The sequence below is a fragment of the Pseudomonas bharatica CSV86 genome (genome assembly GCF_000319305.2).
GTDB classification, from domain to species: domain Bacteria; phylum Pseudomonadota; class Gammaproteobacteria; order Pseudomonadales; family Pseudomonadaceae; genus Aquipseudomonas; species Aquipseudomonas bharatica.
This window is the reverse complement of the sequence record NZ_AMWJ02000001.1, coordinates 2,669,716-2,695,593: the sequence shown is the minus strand read 5'-3', so window position 1 is coordinate 2,695,593 and position 25,878 is coordinate 2,669,716. Positions and strand designations below refer to the sequence as shown.

At 61.1% G+C, this 25,878-nt stretch carries 20 protein-coding genes; 14 read left to right on the top strand and 6 right to left on the bottom strand.

From position 1 onward, the window contains the following. Positions 1-2 precede the first annotated feature (2 nt). A complete protein-coding gene (gene gudD / locus CSV86_RS12045) occupies positions 3-1,352 on the top strand; it encodes a glucarate dehydratase (protein ID WP_009400300.1) in 1,350 nt (449 codons plus the stop codon). A gap of 193 nt (positions 1,353-1,545) precedes the next feature. On the opposite strand, the gene CSV86_RS31920 is transcribed toward gudD, so the two are convergent. Both CSV86_RS31920 and CSV86_RS31915 read right to left on the bottom strand, forming a co-directional pair. Next, positions 1,546-1,683, bottom strand: coding sequence for a hypothetical protein (locus CSV86_RS31920; RefSeq protein ID WP_009400299.1), 138 nt, complete (start codon positions 1,681-1,683; stop codon positions 1,546-1,548). Between the two features lie 9 nt (positions 1,684-1,692). Further along, a complete protein-coding gene (locus CSV86_RS31915; protein WP_009400298.1) occupies positions 1,693-1,926 on the bottom strand; it encodes a hypothetical protein in 234 nt (77 codons plus the stop codon). Positions 1,927-2,156: 230 nt separating this feature from the next. On the opposite strand from CSV86_RS31915, the gene CSV86_RS12035 reads away from it, so the two are divergent. The 7 genes from CSV86_RS12035 to CSV86_RS12005 all read left to right on the top strand — a co-directional run bounded on the left by CSV86_RS12035 (position 2,157) and on the right by CSV86_RS12005 (position 9,469). Beyond that, positions 2,157-4,163 (top strand): hybrid sensor histidine kinase/response regulator, encoded by a 2,007-nt coding sequence (locus tag CSV86_RS12035; RefSeq protein WP_009400297.1) that lies wholly within the window; start codon positions 2,157-2,159, stop codon positions 4,161-4,163. Between the two features lie 112 nt (positions 4,164-4,275). Continuing rightward, on the top strand, positions 4,276-5,301 hold the full coding sequence (gene pstS / locus CSV86_RS12030; protein WP_009400296.1) for a phosphate ABC transporter substrate-binding protein PstS: 1,026 nt from the start codon (positions 4,276-4,278) through the stop codon (positions 5,299-5,301). A gap of 65 nt (positions 5,302-5,366) precedes the next feature. Beyond that, positions 5,367-6,332, top strand: coding sequence for a phosphate ABC transporter permease subunit PstC (gene pstC, locus CSV86_RS12025; protein ID WP_009400295.1), 966 nt, complete (start codon positions 5,367-5,369; stop codon positions 6,330-6,332). Beyond that, positions 6,332-7,225, top strand: a complete 894-nt coding sequence (pstA, locus tag CSV86_RS12020) for a phosphate ABC transporter permease PstA (RefSeq protein WP_009400294.1) — start codon at positions 6,332-6,334, stop codon at positions 7,223-7,225. The genes pstC and pstA overlap by 1 nt, the downstream gene beginning before the upstream one ends. A 75-nt stretch (positions 7,226-7,300) precedes the next feature. Then, positions 7,301-8,062 (top strand): phosphate ABC transporter ATP-binding protein PstB, encoded by a 762-nt coding sequence (gene pstB / locus CSV86_RS12015; RefSeq protein ID WP_051032704.1) that lies wholly within the window; start codon positions 7,301-7,303, stop codon positions 8,060-8,062. Between the two features lie 97 nt (positions 8,063-8,159). After that, a complete protein-coding gene (locus CSV86_RS12010; RefSeq protein ID WP_009400292.1) occupies positions 8,160-8,858 on the top strand; it encodes a hypothetical protein in 699 nt (232 codons plus the stop codon). Next, positions 8,858-9,469, top strand: a complete 612-nt coding sequence (locus CSV86_RS12005) for a hypothetical protein (protein ID WP_009400291.1) — start codon at positions 8,858-8,860, stop codon at positions 9,467-9,469. Before CSV86_RS12010 ends, CSV86_RS12005 begins: the two co-directional genes overlap by 1 nt. A 22-nt stretch (positions 9,470-9,491) precedes the next feature. Here CSV86_RS12005 and CSV86_RS12000 read toward each other — a convergent pair whose 3' ends face one another. From CSV86_RS12000 to CSV86_RS11990, 3 genes are read right to left on the bottom strand one after another with little or no spacing between them, the layout of a single operon-like run. Further along, complete coding sequence (locus CSV86_RS12000; protein ID WP_170394615.1) at positions 9,492-10,796, bottom strand: arsenic transporter; 1,305 nt, start codon at positions 10,794-10,796, stop codon at positions 9,492-9,494. 2 nt (positions 10,797-10,798) lie between these two features. After that, entirely contained in the window at positions 10,799-12,076 is a 1,278-nt protein-coding gene (locus CSV86_RS11995) for an ISL3 family transposase (RefSeq protein WP_000610830.1), read from the bottom strand. Positions 12,077-12,088: 12 nt separating this feature from the next. Next, positions 12,089-13,093, bottom strand: coding sequence for a permease (locus CSV86_RS11990; RefSeq protein ID WP_040363373.1), 1,005 nt, complete (start codon positions 13,091-13,093; stop codon positions 12,089-12,091). Positions 13,094-13,234: 141 nt separating this feature from the next. Between CSV86_RS11990 and CSV86_RS11985 the strand changes: the two genes are divergently transcribed. From CSV86_RS11985 to CSV86_RS31910, 5 genes are all read left to right on the top strand, one after another. After that, positions 13,235-13,549, top strand: a complete 315-nt coding sequence (locus tag CSV86_RS11985; RefSeq protein ID WP_000349485.1) for an ArsR/SmtB family transcription factor — start codon at positions 13,235-13,237, stop codon at positions 13,547-13,549. Positions 13,550-13,826: 277 nt separating this feature from the next. Next, the gene (locus tag CSV86_RS11980; protein ID WP_170394612.1) at positions 13,827-15,179 is read left to right on the top strand and encodes an RHS repeat-associated core domain-containing protein; all 1,353 of its coding nucleotides are present in this window, start codon (positions 13,827-13,829) and stop codon (positions 15,177-15,179) included. 389 nt (positions 15,180-15,568) lie between these two features. Further along, complete coding sequence (locus CSV86_RS11975) at positions 15,569-19,444, top strand: hypothetical protein (protein ID WP_170394609.1); 3,876 nt, start codon at positions 15,569-15,571, stop codon at positions 19,442-19,444. Continuing rightward, positions 19,417-21,657, top strand: coding sequence for a hypothetical protein (locus CSV86_RS11970; protein WP_170394606.1), 2,241 nt, complete (start codon positions 19,417-19,419; stop codon positions 21,655-21,657). The genes CSV86_RS11975 and CSV86_RS11970 overlap by 28 nt, the downstream gene beginning before the upstream one ends. Further along, entirely contained in the window at positions 21,549-22,565 is a 1,017-nt protein-coding gene (locus CSV86_RS31910) for an RHS repeat-associated core domain-containing protein (RefSeq protein WP_311985828.1), read from the top strand. The genes CSV86_RS11970 and CSV86_RS31910 overlap by 109 nt, the downstream gene beginning before the upstream one ends. 50 nt (positions 22,566-22,615) lie before the next feature. Here CSV86_RS31910 and CSV86_RS11965 read toward each other — a convergent pair whose 3' ends face one another. Then, positions 22,616-23,602 carry a ribonuclease T2 family protein gene (locus tag CSV86_RS11965; protein ID WP_009407993.1) on the bottom strand — a complete coding sequence of 329 codons (987 nt, stop codon included), beginning with the start codon at positions 23,600-23,602 and terminating at the stop codon, positions 22,616-22,618. A gap of 277 nt (positions 23,603-23,879) precedes the next feature. Here CSV86_RS11965 and CSV86_RS11960 point away from each other — a divergent pair, with 277 nt between their 5' ends. Continuing rightward, a complete protein-coding gene (locus CSV86_RS11960) occupies positions 23,880-25,820 on the top strand; it encodes a M66 family metalloprotease (protein WP_009407994.1) in 1,941 nt (646 codons plus the stop codon). The last annotated feature ends 58 nt before the right edge of the window (positions 25,821-25,878 follow it).

Genomic DNA, 25,878 nt, shown 5'->3' with positions numbered 1-25,878 from the left:
CGATGAATGCATTGAACCATGCCACCCAAGCCACACCGCTGATCACCGAGTTGCAGGTGGTGCCGGTGGCCGGCCACGACAGCATGCTGCTCAACCTCAGCGGTGCCCATGGCCCGTACTTCACCCGCAATGTGCTGATTCTCAAGGACAATGCCGGGCGTACCGGTGTCGGCGAGGTGCCGGGTGGCGAAGCGATTCGCAAGACCCTCGAAGACGCTCGCGACCTGCTGGTCGGCCAGTCCATCGGCAACTACCAGGGCCTGCTGAACAAGGTGCGCCATGCCTTTGCCGATCGCGATTCAGGTGGGCGGGGTCTGCAGACCTTCGACCTGCGCATCACCGTGCACGCCGTTACCGCACTGGAGTCGGCCTTGCTCGACCTGCTTGGCCAGCACCTTGAAGTGCCGGTAGCGGCGTTGTTGGGGGAAGGGCAGCAGCGCGATGCCGTCGAGATGCTCGGCTACCTGTTCTATGTCGGCGACCGCCAGCGCACCGACCTGCCGTACCGCAGCGAAGACGATGCCGATGACGCCTGGTTCCGCGTGCGCAACGAAGAAGCCCTGACCCCGGAGCGGGTGGTACGCCTGGCCGAGGCCGCTTACCAGCGCTACGGCTTCAAGGACTTCAAGCTCAAGGGCGGCGTGCTGCGCGGCGGCGAGGAGATCGAAGCGGTAACGGCCCTGGCCGAGCGCTTTCCCGAGGCGCGCATCACCCTTGACCCGAATGGTGCCTGGTCGCTGAAGGAAGCCATCGCCCTGTGTCGCGACCAACATCATGTGCTGGCCTATGCCGAAGACCCTTGTGGTGCCGAGAATGGCTATAGCGGTCGCGAGGTGATGGCCGAGTTCCGCCGCGCCACGGGGCTGCGTACCGCCACCAACATGATCGCCACCGACTGGCGACAAATGGGCCATGCGATCCAGTTGCAGTCGGTGGACATCCCCCTGGCCGACCCGCATTTCTGGACCATGCAGGGTTCGGTGCGGGTGGCGCAGATGTGCAATGACTGGGGGCTGACCTGGGGCTCGCACTCCAACAACCACTTCGATATCTCGCTGGCGATGTTCACCCATGTCGCGGCGGCGGCGCCGGGCAACGTCACGGCCATCGACACCCATTGGATCTGGCAGGACGGCCAGCGCCTGACCCGCGAGCCGCTGAAGATCGAGGGTGGCCTGGTGCAGGTGCCGACGAAGCCGGGGCTGGGAGTCGAGCTGGATTGGGATGCCTTGATGCAGGCCCATGAGACCTATCGCAATATGGGCCTTGGCGCCCGGGATGACGCGGTGGCGATGCAGTACCTGGTGTCGGGATGGACCTTCGATAACAAGCGGCCTTGCCTGGTGCGCTGAGCACCTTCGAGCGCTTGACACCGACCCTGTGGGAGCTGGCTTGCCAGCGATTTGGCCCGACCTGGCAACCTCTTTGCCTTTGCCGGCCTCATCGCTGGCAAGCCAGCTCCCACAGGTGCTGCGCAATGCTCAGGATCTGCGCTGACCTTGTAGGAGCTGGCTTGCCTGCTCCACAGGGCACCTTTGGTGCCGCTCAGTCCGGCTCAGGATGTTCGCTGGACACCGAGTTATTGGCATCCACATCGGGCATCGCTTCCTCGAGCGATGTCTTTTCGGCCTCGGATTGCACATCCGGAGCCTGTTCCTCATCGGGTCGATTTTCGTCTGCCATGTGCACCTCTCATTCCTGATCGATCAGGCTGTCGGTCCTTGCCGTGCCATTGTCGCGCTCCAGTTGTGCATCCTGGTCCGAGCCGGGATTGCCAGGGGGCGGGTTCCAGTCTTCCGGGCGTTCGTCGTTTTCCTGCCTGGGCTCGGAGGGGCTTTGCTCGAGCCCGGAGCCATGCCCGTGGTTTTCCGGCGCTTCGTCGGGGCCCGGGTAAGGCGCATCCGGGCCGTTGTGGTCGATTGGCATGCGTGTTCTCCTGTTCCAGGCGCGGACATCGCGCCCCTACGGTTGGGAGGGCCGGGGGCGGGCGGAAGTGTCTGTGGTTCGACGAATGACATTCACCTGGCGCAGCGAAATTTCATGTCGTGGGGAATTTATCCTGGCGTACGACTGTCTTTCCCTGCGTAATGGCAATCGGATATCGTTTCCGTGCAAAGTTTCCGTGCAAAGTTCGACACGTCGCCGCGAGGTCAGGCATGAATTCAGAACCCACCGCGTCCGATGCCGGCGACGCCCGCGAGCGCCTGCAATTGGCCCTGGACGCCGGCGCCATCACCGGCATTTGGGTCTGGGACATCCCCAACAACAGCGTTACTGCCGACCAGCGCTTTTCCCGGGCGTTCGGCCTGCCCCTGGACAAATGCCGGGCCGGGATGCCGATCGAGGAAGCCTTTACCTCGATCCATCCGCAGGATGTCGAGCGGGTCGCCGCCGATATCCAGCGCACCATGCAACAGGGCGGGGCGTTCCGCTGCGAGTACCGGGTTCGCCAGGAAGACGGCTGCTACCGCTGGATCGAAGCCAGCGGGCACTGTGAGCTGGATAGCCAGGGCCAGGCCGTGCGCTTCCCCGGCGTGCTGATCGATATCGAGTCGCGGCGGGCGGCGGAAGCCGAGCGAGACCGGGTCTCGGCGCTGCTGCGCACCTTCGCCGCCGCGGTGCCCGGGGTCGTCTACGCCAAGGACCTGGACGGGCGGATGCTGGTCGCCAATCACGGCACCACCGAACTGATCGGCAAGCCTCCGTCGTTCTATATCGGCAAGACCGACCTGGAGTTCCTCGAAGACAAGGACCAGGCCCGGCAGGTCATGGAAACCGACCGGCGCATCATGCAGGGCGGCAAGGCCGAGCAGATCGAGGAACGTGTCGATATGGCCGACGGCACCGCCGCCATCTGGCTATCGATGAAGGCGCCATTGCGCGACGACACGGGGGCGGTGATCGGGCTGATCGGCTCTTCCATCGACGTCACGGCCAAGAAGGCTGCCGAACAGGCCCTGCTGGACCTCAACCGGACCCTGGAAACCCGGATCAGCGAAGCCGTCGCCGAAAACGAGGCGGCCCAGGCAGCCTTGCGCCAGGCGCAGAAGATGGAGGCCGTCGGCCAGCTCACCGGTGGCATCGCCCACGACTTCAATAACCTGCTGGCGGGCATCACCGGCAGCCTTGACCTGATCAAGCTGCGCCTGAACCAGGGGCGCACCGCCGACCTCGAGCGTTATGTCGCGGTGGCCCAGGGCGCGGCACAACGGGCGGCGGCCTTGACCCATCGCTTGCTGGCCTTTTCCCGGCAACAGACGCTGCAGCCGGTGCCGACCGATATCAACGCCCTGGTCAGCGGCATGGAGGAACTGATCCAGCGCACCGTCGGCCCGACCATCGAGGTCTCGGTGCAGCTCGAGTCGGTGCTCAAGACCTGCCTGGTCGATCCGGCCCAGGTCGAGAATGCCCTGCTGAACCTGTGCATCAATGCCCGCGATGCCTTGCGCGGAGGGGGCGACCTGCGCATCCGCACCTTCGACCAGCGCGGTGGCGAACAGGACCTGCCGCCTGGCGACTACCTGACCATCGCCGTCGAGGACAACGGTTGCGGGATGAGCCCGGAAGTCCTGGCCAAGGTCTTCGAACCCTTCTTTACCACCAAGTCGGTTGGTGCCGGCTCCGGGCTGGGGCTGCCGATGATCTATGGCTTCGCCCGGCAGTCCGGCGGTCAGGTGCGGATCGAGTCCGAGGAGGGCGGCGGAACGCGGGTGTTCCTGTCGTTGCCGGCCCGGGCGTTGCCGGTCGCCGCGCCGGCCATGGCCGGGGCCGGTGAAGAGATCCCCGGTGCAGCCCGCGGAGCCACGGTACTGGTGGTGGAAGATGAAGCCTCGGTGCGTGCCTTCGTCAGCGAAACCCTCGCCGGGCAGGGCTATGCGGTGATCGAGGCAGCGGACAGCAAGGCCGGGCTGCGCCTGCTGCGTTCGGATATCTGCATCGATGCGCTGGTGACCGACATCGGCCTGCCTGGCGGCATGGACGGGCATCGCATGGTAGTCGAGAGCCGCGCGGCCAGGCCCGGGCTGCCGGTGCTGTTCATGACCGGCTATGCCCGGCCGGAGGTGCTGGAGAACTCGCCACTGGAGCCGGCAGGGCTGGTACTGACCAAGCCGTTCGCGCTGGAGGCGTTGCTCCGGGGTGTCGAAGCGCTGCTCAAGCGCTGAGGGCCGTCAGCATTGATAGCTGATTGATATCGGTCGGTCGCCACCTAATATTCACATTACTGTCATAAAGTTTCGGCAAAGTGCCTCGGCCATCACACGGAGCACTTTCTAGATGAAACGCCTGATGAAGTCCGCTGCACTCGCCGTTTCGGTTTCCCTGTTCGCCACCACGGCTTTCGCCGAAAACATCCGCCTGACCGGTTCCGGTGCCAGTTTCCCTGCGCCGATCTACCTGACCTGGTTCAAGGATTTCAGCAAGAACACCGCTGGCGTAACGGTTGATTACCAATCCAAGGGCAGTGGTGCCGGTGTGCAGGATTTCCTGAACAAGACCGTCGATTTCGCCGCCAGTGACTCGGCCATGAAAGACGAGGAAATCGCCAAGGTCGGCGAGGGTGTGCAACTGCTGCCGATGACCGCCGGCGAAATCGTCCTGGCCTACAACCTGCCGGGCAACCCGAAGGGCCTGAAGCTGCCACGCGATGTGTATTCCGACATCTTCCTGGGCAAGATCACCCAGTGGAACGATCCAAAGATCGTCGCCGCCAACCCGGACCTGAAGTTGCCGGCCACCCCGATCACCGTGGTCGTGCGCGCTGACTCCAGCGGTACCACCGCCGTATTCACCAAGCACCTGTCGGCCATCAACCCTGCATTCAAGGAAGCGCTGGGCGAGGGCAACACGGTGAACTGGCCGGCGACCGACAAGTTCATCAAGTCGCCGAAGAACGACGGTATCACCGCCACCGTGCGCCAGACCCCGGGCGCCATCGGCTACATCGAGTACGGCTTCGCCAAGCTGGCCAAGGTCGATTTCGCCGCGCTGCAGAACAAGGCCGGCCAGTACGTGGTGCCTAACGCCGAAAGCGGTGCCGAAGCGCTGGCCGCAGTGAAAATGCCGGAAAACCTGGTGGCCTGGCTGCCGGATCCGGACGGTGCCAAGTCCTACCCGATCACGTCCTACACCTGGATGATCTTCCGCAAGGACAACGGTAACCCGGCCAAGGCCAAGGCCATGCGCGACATGATCGAGTACAGCCTCACCGAAGGCCAGAAAATCGCCGACTCCATGGGCTACATCCCGCTGCCGCCATCGGTTGTCGAGCAGGTACGCAAAGCGTCCGCCAACATCCAGTAAGACTGCCAGCACGCTCCCGGCGCCTGTTGCCCCGGGAGCGTTTGCCCTTGTACCGGAAGCAATCGATGAACACCCCATTTGACATACCGGATAACCCCGACTCCGCCTGCCGGCCACCCTCGGCGAAGGACTTCCTGGTCGATCGCATCTTCCGCGGCCTGGCCCGCATCGGTGTGGCGCTGATCCTGGCGCTGGTGCTCGCGCTGATCTTCGAGATCGGGCGCAAGGCCCTGCCAGGTATGGAGAAGCACGGCCTGGATGTGCTGTTCGGCACGGTCTGGGACGTCAACCAAGGCAAATACGGAATTCTGCCAGCCATTTGGGGCACGCTGTACAGCGCCTTCATCGCACTGCTCATCGCCGGTTTCTTCGGCGTCAGCATGGCGATCTTCCTGACCCAGGATTTCCTCCCGGCGAAACTCGCCGCCGTATTCCGCACCATCGTCGAACTGCTCGCCGCCATCCCCAGCGTGGTCTACGGCCTGTGGGGCATCTATGTAGTGATCCCGGCGATCCGCCCGCTGACCGCCTGGCTGAACAGCGAGCTGGGCTGGATTCCGTTCTTCGGTACCTCCCTGAGCGGCCCCGGCCTGCTGCCGGCGGCGCTGGTGCTGGCGATCATGATCCTGCCGACCGTTGCCGCTGTTTCCCAGGACGCCCTGGCCAGCGTGCCGATGAAAACCAAGCAGGCCGCCTATGGCCTGGGCACCACCCACTGGGAAGCGATCCTCAAGGTCATGGTTCCTTCTGCCGCCACCGGCATCTTCGGCTCCCTGGTGCTCGGCCTGGGCCGGGCACTGGGTGAAACCATGGCCCTGGCCATGCTGGTAGGCAATGCCAACACCCTCTCGGTGTCGCTGTTCGCCCCGGCCAACACCCTGGCCGCCTTGCTCGCCCTGAACTTCCCGGAGGCCGGCCCGAACGAGGTCGAGGTGCTGATGTATGCAGCACTGGTGCTGATGTTCATCACCCTGCTGGTGAACGTGCTTGGATCGCTGCTCATGCTCTACGCCCAGCGGGGGAACAAATAATGACCGACCTGTCGCAACCGGTAACCGCGCTGCCCAGCCTGCAGCGCCGCTTCGAAGGCCGTGCCCTGCGCAGCCTGGTCCTGACCAGCCTGGCGTGGATCATCGCGATCGTGGCCAGCGTGCCGCTGATTTCCGTGCTGTACATGCTGATCACCAAGGGCGGTGCGCGCCTGAGCCTGGAGGTCTTCACCGAACTGCCACCCACCGGCTTCGAAATGGGTGGGGGCTTCGGCAACGCCATGGCCGGCACCTTCGTCATGGTCGGCATCGCCGCGGCCATCGCCGTGCCGGTCGGCATCCTGGCGGCGGTGTTCCTCGCCGAACTGGGCCCTGACAGCAAGCTGGCCAACGCCGCGCGCTTCGCCGCGAAGATGCTCACCGGCCTGCCGTCGATCCTGGCGGGCGTATTCGCCTACGCCCTGGTGGTGATGACCACCGGCACCTATTCGGCACCGGCCGGTGGCGTGGCCCTGGCCGTGCTCATGCTGCCGATCGTCGTGCTGACCGCCGAGGAAGCCATGAAGATGGTGCCCAAGATCATGAAGGACGCCGCCTACGGCATGGGCTGCACCCGCGCCCAGGTGATCATGAAGATCATCCTGCCGACCGGCCTGCCGGCGATCCTCACCGGGGTGATGCTGGCCGTGGCCCGTGCCGCCGGCGAAACCGCTCCGCTGCTGTTCACCGCGCTGTTCAGCAACTACTGGATCTACCACGAAGGCAGCCTGGCGGTGATGAACCCCACGGCCTCGCTGGCGGTACTGATCTACAACTTCTCCGGCATGCCGTTCGACAACCAGCTCGAACTCGCATGGGCGGCCTCGCTGGTCCTGGTGATCATCGTGCTGCTGGTCAATATCGTCAGCCGTATCTTCGGCAAGCCCAAGTATTAAGAAAGGGAGCATCCGAACTTGAACGTATCCGCCGCGCAACAGGCCGCTCCCGTGGCCAGCCAGGCTCCAGTGGTCATGGACTGCAAGCTGGACAAGATCTTCTACGGCAACTTCATGGCGGTCCGCGACAGCCACGTGCCGATCGAAAAGAACAAGATCACCGGCTTCATCGGTCCTTCCGGTTGCGGCAAGAGTACCGTGCTGCGTAGCCTGAACCGCATGAACGACCTGGTGAAGGGCTTCCGCTTCGAAGGCCATGTGCACTTCCTTGGCCAGGACGTCTATGGCAAGGGCGTCGATCCGGTGGTGGTGCGCCGCTACATCGGCATGGTGTTCCAGCAGCCGAACCCGTTCTCCATGAGCATCTTCGACAACGTCGCCTTCGGCCTGCGCCTGAACCGCTACAAGGGCGATATCGGCGACCGCGTCAAGCACGCCCTGCAAGGCGCGGCGCTGTGGGATGAAGTCAAGGACAAGCTCAAGGTCAGCGGCCTGTCCCTCTCCGGCGGCCAGCAGCAGCGCCTGTGCATTGCCCGGGCCATCGCCACCGAGCCGGAAGTGCTGTTGCTCGATGAGCCCTGCTCGGCACTCGACCCGATCGCCACCCGCCGCGTCGAGGAACTGATGGTCGAACTGAAGAAGGACTACACCATCGCCCTGGTGACCCACAACATGCAGCAGGCGATTCGCGTGGCCGACACCACGGCGTTCTTCTCGGTGGACATTTCGCAAGGCAGCCGTACCGGTTACCTGGTGGAAATGGGCCCGACCACGCAGATCTTCCAGAACCCGCGCGAACAACTGACGGACGACTACATCAGCGGCAAGTTCAGCTGAGTCATACCGTCTCCAACAGGCGACCTGGCGTCGCAGACCCAAGGGCCTGCCGCGCCAGGTCGCCTAATCGTCTGTCCAGCCTTCAGCGGAAATGTCCATGGGTGTGACGCATCGTCTCAATCTTTCAGCGGTAGAACAGGCCTTGCGCGAAGTGCAGGGGCACTTCGCCGAGCTCAGCCGGCATTTCGTCGAGCCCCGCGACCCGTTCACCGACGAGGTCCTGGAAAATGTGCTTGAAGGCTATGCGCTGATTGATGACTATGTTGCCCGGGGCGTCGACCTGTTCGAGTTGCGTCAGCTCAACCTGATGCTCGAGATCAATGCCACCGTGTTGTGCGGCAGCGATCCTGTACGCCGTCGGGAGTTTGCCCAGCACCTCGCGGCCACCGAAGAGCACTTCTTCAACAACGTCGAAGGCGGCATCAAGGACCTCTACAACTGGTACTGTGCCTACCGCAGCGACTCGGTGTGGAAACGGGCGGCCGGGGTGTACGTACGGATCCTCAGCAAGCCGCAGCTGTTCATCGAGGGCAACAACCGCACCGGCTCGCTGATCGTCAGCTACCTGTTGATGCGCGCCGGGCTGCCGCCCTTCGTGTTGTCGCTGGATAACGCCGAGGGCTACTTCAACCCGTCCTCGGTCATCCGCAACTCTGCCAAGCATGGCGTCAAGGCGTTGTACGAGTTGCCCAAGATCAAGAAGAAGTACGCGGCTTTCCTGGAGTCCAGGGCGCCGGCCCCGGGGAAATTCTTTCTGAGTGCACCGCGCATGCCGATTTATCAGGAGAACCAATGATGGCCAGGTACCGAATGCTCGAACGAACGCAGGCCAGCGGAAGAAGGGCATGGCAGGCCATCGGCCATGCCCTGGACCGCCCGCGCATCCGCGTGTCGTTCGACATCGACGACACGCTGGCCTGCCTGCCGCATCACAGTCCTGCCGAAGACAGCCGACTGCCTGACTTCATCCACCGCTGGCTGGGCGAACCGCTGCGCAGCGGTACCCGCTCGTTGATCCGCGACCTGCGCCGCCAGGGTTGCAGCATCTGGATCTACACCTCTTCCGGGCGTACCCCTTCCTATATCCGTCGCTGGCTGATGCTGTATGGCATCCGCGTCGACGGCGTGGTCAACAGCGACCGGCATCACCATGTGGTGACTGCACGCGGCTTCGAGAAGATGCCGTCGAAATTCCCGCCGGCCTTCGATATCGACCTGCATGTGGACGACTCCGAAGGCGTGCGGATCGAAGGCGACGATCACGGTTTCCGTGTGGTGGTGGTCTGCCCGAAGGACAAGGCCTGGACGCAGAAGGTGCTGGAGGCGGCGGTCGAGGTGCAGGCGAAGCTTGTGCCACAGCGCGTGGCAAGGCCGGTGGTGGCTCGTGCAGAGGCCGTGACGTCCTGACGGGGCGCCTCCAGCATTGTATTCAGATCGACAACGCCAGCAACGCCGCCGCCAACGCCGGCGGCATCACCAGCATACCCAGGCACAGGAAGCGCCAGGCGCTGACATGTTCGCCCTCGCGGCGGATCGCCACCAGCCAAAGCAAGGTCGCCAACGAGCCGGTGATCGACAGGTTCGGCCCCAGGTCCACGCCGATCAACAGGGCGGCGGTGGTCTGTTGCGGCAGCGCGACCAACGAGCCCATGGAGCCGGCGATCAGTCCGGTCGGCAGGTTGTTCATCAGGTTGCTGGCGATGGCCACGCCCACGCCGCCCAGCCAGCTGGCCTGGGTTGGCGATTCCGCCGCCAGGCTGGCCAGGCCCTGGGCAAGGCGCGCGATCAGGCCGGTCTGGGCGACGGCTTCGACCAGTACGAACAAACCCGCCACCAGCGGCAGCACGCCCCATGCCACATGGCGCAGCACCGGCATCGGGCTGCGCCGTTGGCGCAGGTGGATCAGCACGGTGGTCGCCACGCCGGCGCAGAAGGTCGGCAGGCCCAGCGCCCGGTCCAGCGCTGAGGCGCCCAGCAGCAGGGCGGCGGTGAAGGCGATGCCCAGGGCACACAGGCGGGCACCGGCAGACAGCGGCTGGGACTCCACGCTCAGGGCCAGTGGTTGACGGATCTGCCGGCGCTGGGTCAGGCGCAATACCAGGTAGGTCAGGACGATCGCGGCCAGCGACGGCAGGCTGAATTGCCTCAGCCAGTCCAGCAGCGGCGGCATCTGGCTGCCGAAGACCACCAGGTTGGCCGGGTTGGAAATGGGCAGCACGAAACTGGCGGCATTGGCGATGAAGGCGCAGATGAACAGGTAGGGCAGGGGTTCGGCCCGGGCGGCCTTGCACGCGGCATAGACCGCCGGGGTCAGCACCACTGCGGTAGCGTCATTGGACAGGAACACGGTGACCAGCGTGCCCACCAGGAACACCAGGTCGAACAGCCGTTGTCCCGAACCCTTGGCGTGTTGCACGGCATAGCGGGCCAGCCAGTCGAACAGGCCCTCCTGGCGGGCCAGTTCGGCCAGCACCATCATGCCGATCAGGAACAGGTAAACGTCGCCGCCTTCGGCGACGGCCGCCAGGGCACGCTGCGGTGTGATCAGGCCCAGGCCGGCCAGCAGCAGCGCGCCGCCCATGGCCCAGACATATTCCGGGATCCGCCATGGACGCAGGATGACGCCGCAGGTGGCGAGGGCGGCTATCGCCCAGATGATCGAAGCATTTTCACTAAAGGGGTATACGGATTTAATGGTTGATGGGGCACCTTTACCCCACCAACCTGATACCATTATCAGATGGTTGATAGATCGACTCCGTAGTTGAGTTCCTCTGCGAAGTCCGGCAGTCCGTAACCGATGGTTTTCTTGTAGAAAGGAGAGACCTTCGCAGTCGGTGCCTTCTTCTTGTGCTTCGTGGTGTAGAGCATTCGTGCCCGCATCACCTCGAAGGAGTAACCGCGCCCTTCACGGTTCTTGTCCTTGGCCAGTCGGTTGATGGACTCCGTGTAAGCGTTGGTGACGGGCATGTCCGTCTCGAAGTAGGTCATGGTCTCTTCGCGCCAGTTTCCCACTGCCCTGACCAGATCGCTCCAGACTTCCTTTTGGCCCTTCGGGATGGTGGCTATCCACTCGTCCAGGGCGGCTTCTGCCTGGAGCCGTGTGGTGGCGTCCCAGATGCCGTAGAAGCGCTCCTTGTGCTCGTAGGCGGCCAGCAGTTGCGGGAACGCGCCTGTCCAGGTCTCCATGATGAGGCGCTCCCGGTCTGAGACTTCGTGAGCGCGTTTCAGCAGGATTTTCCGGTCTCCCTTGAGAGTCCGGCTCTGGGACGGTTTCAGCTCCTTTCTGAGGCCCTTGCGCACTCTCTCTAGGGCATCGTTGGCCATGCGCACCACATGGAACTTATCGACCACGATACGGGCCTGGGGCAGCACAGCCTTGACCGCTGCCCGGTAGGGGTTCCACATGTCCATGCTGACGATCTCGACCTTCTGCCGGTCTTTCAGCTTCATCAGGTAGTTGGTCACCACGTCCTGGCGGCGGGTGGCCAGCAGGTCGAGCAGGGTTCGCTCCTCAATGTTGGTCAGAATGCAGCGGTAGCGCTTGTTCAGGTATAGCTCGTCAATGCCCAGGATGCGGGGCGTCTCGAAGCGGTGCCAGCGCCCCAGGAACTCGGCGCGGGCGTTGAAGATGTCGCGCACCGTCTTCTCGTCCAGGCCGGTCTGTGCCGCCACAAAGGTGTAGGGGTGGTTGAAGGATTCCTTCTCCACGTACTCATGCAGCCGCAGTGTCATACGGAATCCGTCCACCATCTCCGGTAGCTGGGGCCTGAATGTTGTCTTGCAGGCCCGGCAGGTGTATCGGCGGCGGACCACCCAGAGAGTGACCCGCTTGCCGTGGATGGGCAGATCACGATAGGGAACGTCACGCTTGCCGAACCGCACGAACTCACCCTGCACGCCGCACCCCTCGCAGGCTACTGGTGTAGGTGCTTCAAGCCGAAAATGTATGTCTTCATTCTGCTCATCAGAATCCACCAACTGGTACCCAGGAAGGCTTAACGAATTAATCATCTCCCGCCTTGATCAGAAAAACAGGTAGGTGGCGTAACCGGCAATCATCGCCATAGCAAAAATGACTGCTAAAAACGCCGCTAAAAGCTTCAGCGTGAACAAAGAGCGCAACAGAATGAGCTCAGTCAGGCTGGCTCCGGCACTGCCGATGATCAACGCTAGCACCGTCCCGGCACCCACGCCTTTGGCCATCAGAGCCGCTGCCAGAGGTATGACGGCTTCAGCGCGAATATACAACGGCACGCCGATGACAGCGGCAACTGGAATGGCAAAGGGATTATCTGGGCCTGCATACTGCTCCAATAAGTCAGTGGGCATGAAACCATAGATCACGCTGCCAATCGCAATACCGATGAGCAGGTAAGGCAACACATCGATAAAGTCCGACCAAGCTTCCCGCCACACACCACTGTACTTCCCTTCTTTCTTAACCGTGACAGTGGGTTGACTGTCACAGCATTCGCTAGACGTAGAGACTGTTGTCTTCCTATCAGCCCCGCAAGAAGCCGTCTTCGGAGTGGTGTCGCAGCTGTTGGTGCCGCAACTCGATGCGGTCGATGTAGCACTGCACGGGCTTGCTGATGAACTACATCCACTGCTCTCTTGTGTCGCCGTCCGGCGCACATAACGCTCGAAGCCAAGCGTGTGAAGCAGCCATCCGGCACCTACCGCGACCACCAAAGCGGCGAGCACATAGATAGCAGTAAGTGTCCATCCAAACGTGGCAACCAGCAGGCCGACGACGATAGGATTCAGCAACGGAGATGAGAAAAGAAACACCATCATCGGCCCAAAACCGGCCCGTGCCCGAATCAACCCTTTCAACATGGGGATAGTCGAGCAACTACAGAAGGGCGTTATAGCTCCTAAACCAGCAGCAAGAAAATAGCCTCGCTTCCCACTGGAAGTCAGTAACGCTTCCACCTTGGATGGTGGGATGTGACGTTGAAGAACTCCGACCAGCAAGCTAATGCCAATGAATAAAACCGATAGCTCGATAGCGAGAAAGGCGAACATGCCTAGAGCGTCTTGGAGTTGAGATGACATTCAATATTACTCCTATATTTCTAGTATTGTCGAAATGATGTACGCAGCCTACTTGCGTTTATCCGACCTGTCAACTATAATTCTAGAAACATCGAATTATTGGGGCGTGCTATGGATCACGAAAAGGTTGCAGCCAGCTTAGCTGAGCTAGGGAATAGTCACCGACTGTCCGTGTTCCGCTTTCTGGTCAAAGCTGGCCATGATGGGGCTTCGGTCGGAGATATCCAGAAGGGGCTGGGTATTCCTGCTTCGACGCTATCACATCACCTTGCGCGCATGGCCAAGGTAGGGCTGATCCGGCAGGAGAAACATAGCCGCACGATTGTCTGTATACCCGAGTATGGGCACCTAGAGAATTTGATCGGTTTCTTACAAGAGGAATGTTGTGCAGGTGTCCGGATTGCGCATGAACCAGAACCGCTTTGACGCTTGCCCAGCTCTCGCTGTCCTCCCTAGTCAGCATCGCTATGAAGACTCAGGCGAAGGTGGAAACAGAAAATTGGCAGTAGAGTAGGCTGAAGAGGATCAATCAGATAATCCGCTGAGAAAGATTTTCTTCTTTACATCTTTGGCATTTTATCAACCAGAAATTCCGGATACCCCAAAAAAGGAACAATTGATAAACAACCGCCGCTTCTTTCTGAAGCTGCCTGATCCAGGCAACCATGGTCCCGGCTCGTGGGAGTATGACGATGCCGGCCGCATGACCATGAACTCAGAACATAGCTACAGCTATCATGACAACGGACAGATCGACACAATTTCGGAACACTTCACCTTCACCTATGACAAGGAAGGGCGGGTGCGTGGTGGCGTGTTAGACTCCTTCACCTACACCTACCATTACTGCGGCGACAGGGTATATGCCTTTGTCGTAAGCAACTCCGCCACAAACGCCAGCCCCAGGCAGCGTCGCCATGTCCTGCGCAATGAAAGCCCCTCTTGCCTGATGCAGGACAGCGACAGGGACGGGACAGCCAGCCGGTCCTTCGAATTGCGCGATGCCAGCGGCACGGTTTTCGCCAGTGTCGACCTGGCGACCAAGGCCATCACCTATTTCCGCTACGGCCCTTATGGCGAGCGTCACGAAGGTGAGCATGAAAACAACTGGCTTGGCTTCAAGGGAGAGCCATTCACCGTGCTTGGCCTGTACCACCTTGGCAATGGCTACCGCTTGTATGACCCCAAGCTCGGCCGTTTCCTGACCCGGGACAGCAAAGCCCCGTTCAGTATCGGTGGCGCCGCTGGCTACGTGTTCTGCAACGGCGATCCGGTGAACTACAAAGACCCTAGTGGGCACGAAGTGGTCGCCGAGTACTCCCGCTGGGGAACGGTGCCGGCAATCCAGAGCACAGCGTTCCGTATCGTGATCGGCGCTGTCGGCGTGCTGCTGGCGCCATTCACGGCGGGTACATCGATGCTGCTGGCGGTGGCCACCACGGCGCTGGCGGCGATTTCCTTCGCTTTCGACGTGGCCTCGATCATCGTTTCGCAAAGCGACCCGGAACTGGCCAAGACCCTGGAGGCCTGGGGCCAGGCCTTCGGCATCGCCGGGGCCGCCGCCGGCGTCGCCATGACCGTTCACGGCTGGAAGAGCATACCGCGCAACTGGTTCCGCCCGCGTGGCGGACCATCGTCACGGGTTCCGGTGAGACCGCTGGGTTCGGCGTCCCGCCAACTGAGCGCCGGAATGCAGCGCGATATCAAGATAGTGACCGAAATGATAGTGCAGGATCTCAAGGCAGCAGGCAAAACCCGTCTGCTCAATGCCGTTTACATGGATGCCGAGCCGAGCATGCTGGGTGCCGGCGTGGCTCCGGGTCTGAGTCTCAATACGCGCTTTCATAAGCGCGTGGGCAATGCTAGCAGGAACCTGTACAAGGGGACCGTCGGCAAGTTCGACGACGCGTTGCTCGATTTCCCGGGGCATATCCTGGACCTGTATACCGGCCCTAATGTGATCGTGCAGAAGTTCGTCCCGCCGATGGTCAGCGAAACCGAGATCAGGTCGCTGGTAGCGTTGCCGTTGCCGGGGCTGGAGGAGCTGTTCAAATAGTCGGTGTTCTTGCTGAAGGGGGCCGCTTTGCGGCCCTTGGCAGCGCGGGCGGGATATAACTCCTTCCTGCGCGTACCTGTGGGGGCACCGGGATTACGGTGGTGTAGCCACTCCAATAATCGCGGGTGAACCCGCTCCCACAAGGTCGTTGCAAATCTTGGAGTTATGTTCCGTTCCATAGGAGCAGGTCCGCGGCGCGCTTCATTACCGCGATAAGCCCTGCCCGCGACCATTACTGGATAACCACCCACCTGATATTTCTGTCAGTTGTGAGCCTGTCCGGCCCGCTCTAGCGTTAAGCGCATCTCTCCCTTTCTTGTGGTTTCCGCGTCGGCCCGACGCTGCATCCCGCAGCTGCCCTCCGATGCTTTTCCGAGGAGCATGCGCAAATGCCATCACGTAACTGGACCGACCTGGGCAAAGTGTATTCAGGCAGCGACCTCGCCGAGGGCGAGCGGGTCACGGTCAGTGTGTTCGACAGGACCCTGAAGACCCTGCTGGAACAGACCACCTTCGTGCCACTGCGCGGGCACACCGGTAAGTTGCTCTGGATGATGGACCTGTGCCGGCATGTCAACGGCAACCTGGCGTTGATCCGCGCGGGCATGGAAACCGCCACCTTCGACTGGAAGATCGACGACAGCGGCGATGGCAACAAATTCTGGGGTGTCACCTCCCGCGCCCTGAAGGTGGTGACCACGGTGGTCAGCAAGAACAACTGGAGCACCACCAAGCGCCTGGCCCTGCAGCCGACCTATGACCTCACTACCAGCTCCCGGGTACGGATGAACGTGCGCAACGGCGTCGGCGATCTTCTGGAAACGGTGATCTTCGCCCCGACCGCCGGCCGCCTGACCCCGGGTTTCTGGAGCAAGGATTTCGCTGCGCAGATCAATCGCACCAGCCTTTACGTACGAGCCGGCAAACAGGACGGTGAACTGATCACACCCATTGCCGACAAAACCCTGAACTGGATCTGGACCCCGGAGAGCTCCGACCTCAGCGTGACCTGGCTGGTCGATGAAGTGAAGGAAGCCTGCAAGATCCCGGCTGACCGCGATGCCGCCGAGGGCGAGGAGATCTCCTTGTTTGTCTTCGATGACAAGTCCGACAAGTTGCTCGATCGCATTACCCTGAAAGCCGCCAAGGCCAGGAACAGCCTGACCAAGGCCCAATGGCCGGCGGAGCTGGCCAAGCAGATCAATGCCTCGTCCGCTCACGCGACGGCGACCAGCACTGCCATCAACCAGAAGTTTGGCGAGCTACGGATGTTCACTACCGCGCTGCACGTGGATAACTGGGAGCAGGGCAGTACCATCGCCGCCACCGCCAACCTGACCGCGGCCGACCGGATCGTGGTCACCGTATCCACGGCAGGCAAGGGCAATTTCTGCGAGGTCGTGACCTTCACGCCGGATCCTGCGCGGCTCACGGCAGTGCAATGGGCCAAGGACCTGGCGAAACATATCAACGGCCACAGCCGATTCCTCAAGGCCGGGGTCAAGCATGCCACCAACAAGACCATCGACCCGACCGAGAATGCCAGCACCAACGTGATCTGGCTGCCCAAGGGCTCGAAGCTGAAGGTGGGCTGGGAAAAGACCCAGATGAAGGAGCTGGGTTATATCTCGTCGGAGCGTGACCAGGGCGTGACCGAGTCCTGCCGCGCCTATGTGATGGACGACACCACCGACGCCATCCTGCGCGAGTTCACCTTCACCCCCGGCAACAACCGCAATGGCAAGTGTTCGGTAGCGATCGACCTGGCCAGGCTGATCAACCAGAAGACCGAGCTGGTCATGGCGGGAGACCGGTCGAGCAACAAGGACGGTGCGCCGGTACCGGCGTCGAGTACCTATACGAACAAAATCTGGTCATGTGCGAACAATGTCCGTTGTTTCACCACCCTTGTCAGCCTGAAGAACTTCGACAAGGGGGCGTGCATTGGTAACCGGGCCCTGGTCGAGAACGAACAGGTGGTGCTGGTCGTCAAGGGTAAAAAAACCGGGCGAATCCTGGAATCCATGGCCTTTATCCCGGAAGACGGCCGGCTCAGCCACGCACTGTGGGCCAAGGACTTCGCCAGCAGGATCAATAAACGCAGCAGGTTCATCAGGGCCGGGCGGGAGAATGCCACGAAGGGTGAGATGGAGCCTTGGCACGAAAACAACGTGAACTTCTTCTGGGTGCCCAAGGCGTCCGGGTTGGAAGTGGAGATGCAGATCATCTCGGGGATTTCCTGGCCGTTGCCGGGGATGAGCAGTGAGACGAAGGAGTTGTTCGAACAGTGTATTGAGTCAAAAAAACATATAACCGTTGATACAAATACCGGCAACGGAACATTGATGATCCCTGTGGTTGATCTGTTTCCCGATGATGGTTTCAAGGATCCCCTGAAAGTCAGAATTTCCTATCAGGAGAACGTTGGTGTCTATGTAAAGCTGGGCGATTCGAGCAGCTACGTCCCGATCAAACGGTCGGTTGCGGATACTGAACTCTCCCTTGTCCTCAGGGATGGGCGAACTGTGCGTATCCGTTCGGGATCGATGTCGCTGAACGGCGGGGATTTCAGGATTGAGCCTGTGTTTACGGCGATGTCTCCAGGAACTTTATCAAATGTCCAAGGCATCTCCGGGTATGAAGTGACTTATAAGGATGGAAGTGCTGAAACATTCGAACTGGACAAGGAAGACGAAAAAACAATGAATGTCGACCTTGTAAGGTACAAGTTACCCTCCGGATTGAGCTTGGAGTTGGAATACTCCCTGGGGAAACTACTGAAGATAAAAAGAGGCGCGGAAACGGTCGTGCAGGTCAAGTGGTTTATCGCGCCTGGCTTGAAGACTGACGGCACTTATGCCGACATTCCCGAATCAATAATTGTATCCCCGGCAAACCCCGCTGAAAAAAGAACATTCACGTTCACAAAGAAGAAAACCAGCGATCTGGAGACAAAGCTGGAGGTAGATGGATATGGTGTTTCCGGAAAAACCCAATACACCGTAAAGCAGAATAGTGCGGGCAAGCTGGCTGGACTAAATATTGAGTACCGGCACCCCTTTGCCGGCGTGGATAGTTGTGAAAGGTGCTGTGAGTCCTTGAGTTATACCGGTGATAATAAAGTTCGTCGCCATACCATTTCGCCTGGCAGCGGAATGGATACATTGGTACACGATTACACCTACGGGAGTAATACCACAACGTTGGTGGGTTATTACCAGGCGGCCATACCCCGTACGGAATTCGTTCGTATCTTCAATTTCGTCAATGGGCTGTCGTCTATCGAGAATCACGGCACTGCAACGGCACCTGCTTGCAAGCAAAGCAGCCATCGGCTGGATGCCGCGACCAAGACCGTGATTTCGGAAACCAGTATCTGGGATGGAGAGGTCTCTGTCGACCAGCGCAGCCTGACGATTGATGCCGTTGGCAATCCCGTTCGTCGTGTCGATAACGGCGAAATAACAGACTTGACCTATTACAACAACTATCAGGAATTCAGGGTTACGGAAACCGAAACCAAAGTCCAGGACTGGAGCCTTTTCGGTTGTCTTTTCAAAGGGCTGGATTATGCAAACGTTGTTGGAGCCGTCTTCGCAGTAGGCGGCTCCGGCGGCATGACATGGGGTACGCGCATCGATACGACCGTCCACATGACGCCAGCCGTCAACAATTATGCGAAAAAGGCTTTCAGCCTGCCTGTGGATATAAGCCACTGTGGTAGTGACAAGCCATTTTCCAGCGAGGTTGAGTCGGAACTGGTCTCTCGTAAAGTAGGTGATAAAGAAGAACCGCAACGCCTGACCTTTTTTGGTTATGACAAGGTTGACGGTCGGGTCAGGGCCAAACATAAGTTGACCATACTCCAGCCCGATTGCAGCAGAGTCAATGTGGAGGCAGAGCAACTGGCCGTGGCCACCGAAGCAGCCAAGGCCTTCACCAAAAGCCTGGAGGACCAGATCAAGGCCGCGAGCGACAAGGAAAAACCGGCCTACCAGAAAACCCTCGACGATCTGACTGCCAGCCTCAAGGCGCAAAGCAAAGCCAACAACGAAGGCTTCAAGCTGAATTCGAAGAAAGGTGCCTCCATGGCCCTGGAAACCTTTGAGTATCACACCGAGAAAGACAAACCAGGCTATGGCATGGTCAGTTCGAGCTCGGTCGCGCAGATAGTTCTCTCCGCCGGAGTCTGGGGGTATACGAAGCATCACGGGTCACTACCAAATACACCTATAAAGTGGACACCGCCGATACCAACAAGCTGACCATCACCACCACCATTTCCCAGACCGGACAGTCGGACATCACCTCCAGCCAGACCCGCTCGCGCCTGAGCGGTCGCCTGCTGGAGAGCACGGACAGCGAAGGCTACAAGACCGTGCGAACCTACGACCCGCAAGGCAACCTGAAGAGCGAGACGCTGAGCAAGGGCGGCAGCGACCTGCGCAAGACTACCTGCACCCTGGCCAGCGGCCTGGTCTGGCAATACGAGATGGTCGAGGACGGAGCCACTACGCGCATCGACCGCGACATCCTCGGCCGCAGGAAGTCCCAGCATCTCAAGCCCAATGGCGCCACCAGCTTCCTGGAAACCCACAGCTGGACCTACGACACCCAAGGCCGGATCACCAGCACCGTGGAAACCGACTATGGCACCGGCAACGCCAGGATCAGCCAGCGAGAAAGCAAGCGCGTCTATGACGTCAGCGGCAAGATCACTACCACCAACCTCCTGAAGGACAAGGATGGCAAGGAACTGGGCAAGGTGATCCAGGAGCGGACCCCGGGCGTGCGTGGCGAACGTTTCACCCAGGGCAAGTTCAGCATCGACCGTCAGTTCAATGCCAACAAGAGCACCCTCACCGAGCTCTACAGCCAGTCCGGCAGCGAAGGCTGCAAGATCGAGAAAATCATGTCCGCCGACGGGCAGGTCAAGTCGGTCCGTTACCTCAAGGTCGAGAGCGGCAACAAGGAAACCGAACAGGACAAGATCGAGTACGGTTATGACAAGTACGGTCAGCTCATCAGTGTTACGCCGAAGATCGGTGGTGCCATCAGCTACAGATACGATTGCGCAGGGCGGCTGCTGAAGACCACCCGCGAAGGCATTGTCCTGGAAAACAGCTACGACCCTGCCACGCTGGCTCCGATCGCAGGGGAGGCGTATGTCAAGAACGGTGCGGCGAGTGCGGTCAAGCTGGGCAGGCAGAGCGTCGATATGCTCGGGCGTGCTTCCAGCCAGACGATCAATGACCACACCATCGAGTTCAGCTACAACGGCGCTTCGACCACCGCGACGCGCAAGATCGCAGTGACCGGCCCTACTGCTCTGAGCGACTACTCCGGTGATCCCGACAAGGCAAAGCGGATCCACTCGCAGAAACTGGGCACCGAGACGTCCACCCTGGAGTTCAGCACCGGCGGGCGGGTACTGAAATTCACTGACCTGACCGGCGCGGTGACGACCTACGAGTACGATTTCTTCGACCGCCTGACCAGGTCGAAGAGCGACCACTGCATCTGCACCTGGACCTATGCCGACAACGGACTGCTGACCAGCGAAACCATCACTGCCGTGAAGTCCGCCAACCTGGTGATGACAGTGGCCTACACCTATGACGGGCTAGGGCAGGAAACCAAGCGCACCTTTACCTGCCCAGGGGTCGATACCCTGACCCTGGACCGCACCTTGCTCGGGGACGGGCGCCTGAGCAAAAGCACGTTGAAATCGGCGAAGACCGATGCAAAACAGGTCGTCACGGTCACCGAGCAGGAGGTCAACAGCTACGAGTACGACAAGACCCTGCGCTTGACCAAGTGGATCGGCCCGTCCTCCAGGACCGATACCTGGACCTACGATGCACTGGGCAACGCACTCAGCCACGCCAACTCATCCAGCGGCAACAGTGACCTGTTCTATCTCGATGACTACAAGCCCGGTGTGCTGAACAATGTCGTCATCCAGAAGACCAGTCTCGCAGTGCCGGCCACGGCCCTCGGCACCGCGTTTACCCACGACAACACCGGGCGGCTGACTATCGAGGGCACCCGCAGGCTTGGCTACCACGGCAACGGCCAGGTCAACACCTATTCCACCGACGGCGACAAGACCAAGTACACCTTCAGCTATGACAAGGAGGGCCGGGTACGCGGCGGCAGTATCGGCAACAAGACGGACACCTACCACTATCGGGTGATTGCGTGTATGCGCTGGTGCAGACGGATAGCACGACAGGTGCCAGTTTCAAGAAGCGCTCGCTCATCGTACGTAACGAAAGCCGTGCCTGCCTGCTGCAGGACGCCATCACCGACAGCAGCGAAAGCCGTTCCTTCGAACTGCGCGATGCCAACGGTACGGTGTTCGCCAGCATCGATCTGGCGACCAAGGCCATTACCTATTTCCGCTACGAACCTTATGGCAAGCGTTATTCCGGCACGAAAGCGACCAACTGGCTGGGTTTCAAGGGCGAACCGTTGAACAGTCTGGGGCTATATCACCTGGGCAATGGCTATCGCCTGTACGACCCGGCCCTGTGCCGGTTCCTCTCTCGCGACAGCAACAGCCCGTTCGGTATCGGCGGTGCCGGAGGCTATGTGTTCGGCAATGCCGATCCGGTCAATAACGCAGACCCCAGTGGCCGGGCGGTGGTCGCCCAGTATTCGCGCTGGAGCAATGCGCCAGGCATCCAGAGCATGGCGTTCCGTATCGTGGCAGGTGCGGTGGGAGTGCTGCTGGCGCCATTCACTGCGGGCACCTCGATGCTACTGGCGGTCGCGACCACGGCCCTGGCTGCGATTTCCTTCGCCTTCGATGTGGCCTCGATCATCATTGCGGAAAGTGATCCCCAACTCTCCAGGACGCTGGAAGCCTGGGGACAGGCCTTCGGTATCGCCAGCGCGGCAGCCGGGATCTCCATGGGCCTCCACGGTATAAAGGGGCTTCCGCGCAACTGGTTCCGCGCTCGGGGCGGGTCGCTGTCCAAGGTTCCGGTGAAGTGGCCCACGGTGCCCAGTGAACTGCGGCTTGCCCAGCAGGCACGGGCCAAGGCCCTGACCCAGTTGATCCAGAACATGGACGAGGCGAAGGCTGCCGGTAAGTTCGATGCGTTCAAGGCAGCCTACCTGAACAACGGTACGGAGGCTGCGGGAGGATTGTTCTTGAGCGGTGGTTTCAAGCAACAGATCAGTTCCACCACCCGCAACCTGTACAAGGGCACGGTTCGCCAGTTCGATGACTCGTTGTTCGATTTGCTGGGATACACCCTGGATTTCTACACGGGCCCCAATGTGTTGGTTCAGAAGTTCATTCCACCGAAGGTCAGCGAAACGGAAATAAGGTCGTTGGTCGGCATGGACATGCCGGGGCGAGAGGACCTGTTCAAATAAGCGGATTGCCCGCCACGAAGGGGCCAAGTGCCCCTTTCGTCGGCACCTCATTACCCCGCCATCCCACTGGCCTCGATCCGGATCCGCTCGCCACGACACTCGCTGCGGTCGCTCCTGCGCTCGGCGAGGAAATCCTGGCCGAGCACGCCCTTCAAGCTGCGTTCGCCCTTGAAGTCCCTGGGCAGCGCGACCCGGACCTCTTTCAGGTAATCCCCTGTGCAGATCAGCTGGAAGTTGTTGGCGGCGGCCTTGTTGCCATGCTCGTCCGCCAGCTTTTCATAGAACTGCGTCCTCGACACCGAGCCGCCGGCATTTTCGCGGATGTAGGCGCCGGCGGGCGAGTCGTTGAAGGATTTCACCAGGTCCACCGCGAGCCTGAAGTATTGGTCATCGTCCATGGCGGTCTGGCAGACGCCGTGTTTCTTCCATTCGTGGTTGCCGAACCGGGTGTCGTAGTGGAAGTTGGGCATCCACGGCTTGATGTAGTCCACCGTAGCCTGGTCCAGTTCCAGCGCCGGGCCGGCGCAACTGCCGTAGTCGATGCCGCAGGCCTGCTTGTTCGGCCACAGGCCGTGCAGGGTGAAGTGATCGACCTTCAGCTCGCCTTTGCCCATGGCCTGGCATTCCGGCTTGCCCGGCCCGTTGCGGTCGTGCTCGCAGAACCCCGGCTGCCAGGTTAGCGCCAGCACGTGGCTGTCGTACTGGTCGGCAACGCTGCAGGCACGCGCGCCTGGCTGGGCAATTTGCAGCCCCTCGACCCGGCCGCACTCGGCGGCGACCCAGCGCAGGTCCTTCCTGCCGCCGCCGACATCGATCCGGACCCACTGGTAGGCTTCGCGGTTGACCTCGGCAATGGCGTACGAGCGTCCCGGTTGCACGGACACCCCTCCGGGATTGGTCTGGTTCTTGAAGGACTGGAAGGCTTCGCAGCGCTGGGTGACGGTGAAGCTGCCTGCACTGGCATCCACGGCCAGGGCCGGTTGGGTGGGGATGAGGGCGAGTGCGCTTGCAAAAGCGAGTACGGCCAGGCGAGCCATGGTGGAGTCCTTTGTCGGGGGCGTGAGGCCCGCAGTGTCGAGTGGCGTCCGGCGGGCTGGAACCGGGACGCCGTTCATGGCGGGGCCTTTGTTCATTGGCGCGGGATATTACCAGTCGGGCCGGCGTTGAACAGGCTGACCATGCGCAGGATCCCGGGCAAAGAAAGCAGGTATCTCGAGCCCGGGTACCTGATATTTCTGCCAGTTGTTGGCTTTTCCCACCGGTGTTCGAATGGGCCTCGTACAGCCATGTCTTTCCTCCACGAGGCCCGTCACCATGTCCAGCAGCCAATCCCCGTTGTTTTTCAACGACCGCGACCTGGGCAACGACCTGGTCGGCGAGCTCAAAGGCAGTGTCCTGTTCGCTCAGGTCTCGGTGCTGCCGTCGCGCAGCTCGCCGATTGCCGGCGATGTGCAGCCGCGCCTGACCGGCCTGCGCGATACCCTGGTGATGTTCAAACCCATCAGCGCCATTGTTGCTGCCGAGGGTATCCAGTTGAGTGTCGGTGATTTCACCCTGGCCATGGCGCCGCCGGAGCAATTGCCGCCGATCGCCGAGCGCGACAGCGATGCGGAATATGGCCGCATCGTCTACGGCGAGAACTTCTGGAGCGCGGTCCTGCCCTGGCAGCAGGTGGTAGCCGGCATGGACCTGGTGTTCAGGGCCGGGGCCAGCTCGGGGACCTTCGCCGACGCCGATGTCGGTGCGCCAGGCGAGATGCTGGTCAACACCATCGATATCGGCATGCTCACCCCGAACCGGCGCAAGTTTACCGACGAGTTCATCACCCAACTGCATCGCGAGTACTTCCAGACCCTTCCGTGCAGCCGCCTGATCGTCAACCAGTACGAGCCGATGCACTTCCAGTTCATCGAGATGGCCGACGGCACCTTGTACCTGGAGCGCTCGCAGGATGAAGGCACCTGGCACGCTGGTGACCTGCGCCAGCGCATCGGCAAGGAACTGGTGTGCCTGGGCATCAACAATGCCAGCCAGGGCATTCATTCCTCGCCCGGCAGCGGCGAGAGCGGCCTGAACAAGCACATGGTGATCGCCTTGGTGACGGCGCACACATCGGTCGGCAACTACCGCAACGGCGTGGTGATGCATGGCGGCTCGGGCGGCGGCGGGATGGTGACGCTGGGATACATCGCCAGCAACGAACTGAGCCATGAATTCGGCCATCACTATGGCCTGTCCCATCATCCCGGCGGCTTCGCCGGTTCGGTGCATCGCGCAGCCCGGGGCACCAACTCGGCCTGGGGCTGGGACAGCGACAAGAACGTGTTCGTGCCCAATTTCCTCAAGAGCCGCAGCGGTGAAGATACCTGCCAGAGTGGCACCTGCGAGCCGCCATTCCATGGCCATCCGTTCGGTCGCGATTCCATGTCCAGTGGCTATGCCCACTATCCCTCGGTCAATCGCTACACCCAGTTCACCCCCTGGAGCCTGAAGACCATCCAGAACTATCTGGAGAACAATGCAATCTTCAGTACCACTTCGACCACCGGCCATTTGAAATGGAACGAACAGCAAAAGGCCATGTTGCAGTGGGGCGAACTGCACCGCGCCGGGGTGGATGAACTGGACCTGGCCTCGATGACCGAGCTGCTCAAGCGGTTCAAACGGATCGAGGTAGACCTGGGCGAGGGGCACTGGGCCGCCGACATCCACCTGCCCGCGACGACCGACAGGCTGCGGGGCGTACGCATCCTGAGCACGGCGGCGGCCGACAGCGTGCTGCATGTCAATGGCACCCGCGTAACGGTGAAAAAGGGCGATTTCCTGAACTACGAAATGGACGGCACCTGGACCCGGGTCGAGGACTTCTCCGTGAACGTCGCCGGCCAGCCGGAGCAGGTGGGGGTTCCGGTCACCACTGTGCTCGGCTACTACGATCCGGAGCTGGGGCGCGCCGGCATTATCTACCCGGCGTTGCATTGTGCCTGGGGCATGACCTATCCCGGCGTTCCCGAGGAGATCTCCCTGAAGTTGCACGCCTATGCCATGGTGACCAATGCGCAAGACGAGCGGTTGTACTTCCCGTTGCGCAACAGCCGGGTCAATCCGGGCGAACTCAACCGCCTGCACCTGAACATTCCGCAGGCGTTCAAGGCCACCTACATCGCGGTCTACTGCGCCGACACCCAGAACGCCTCGCGGGGGATCGACCCGCCCGAGGGGATTGCGCGAGTGACGTTCACTGGCCGGGACTGATCCAGCCGGGAGGTTTTTTGACTGTGATTGACCACGTTCGACGTCCCATCCGCCCAGG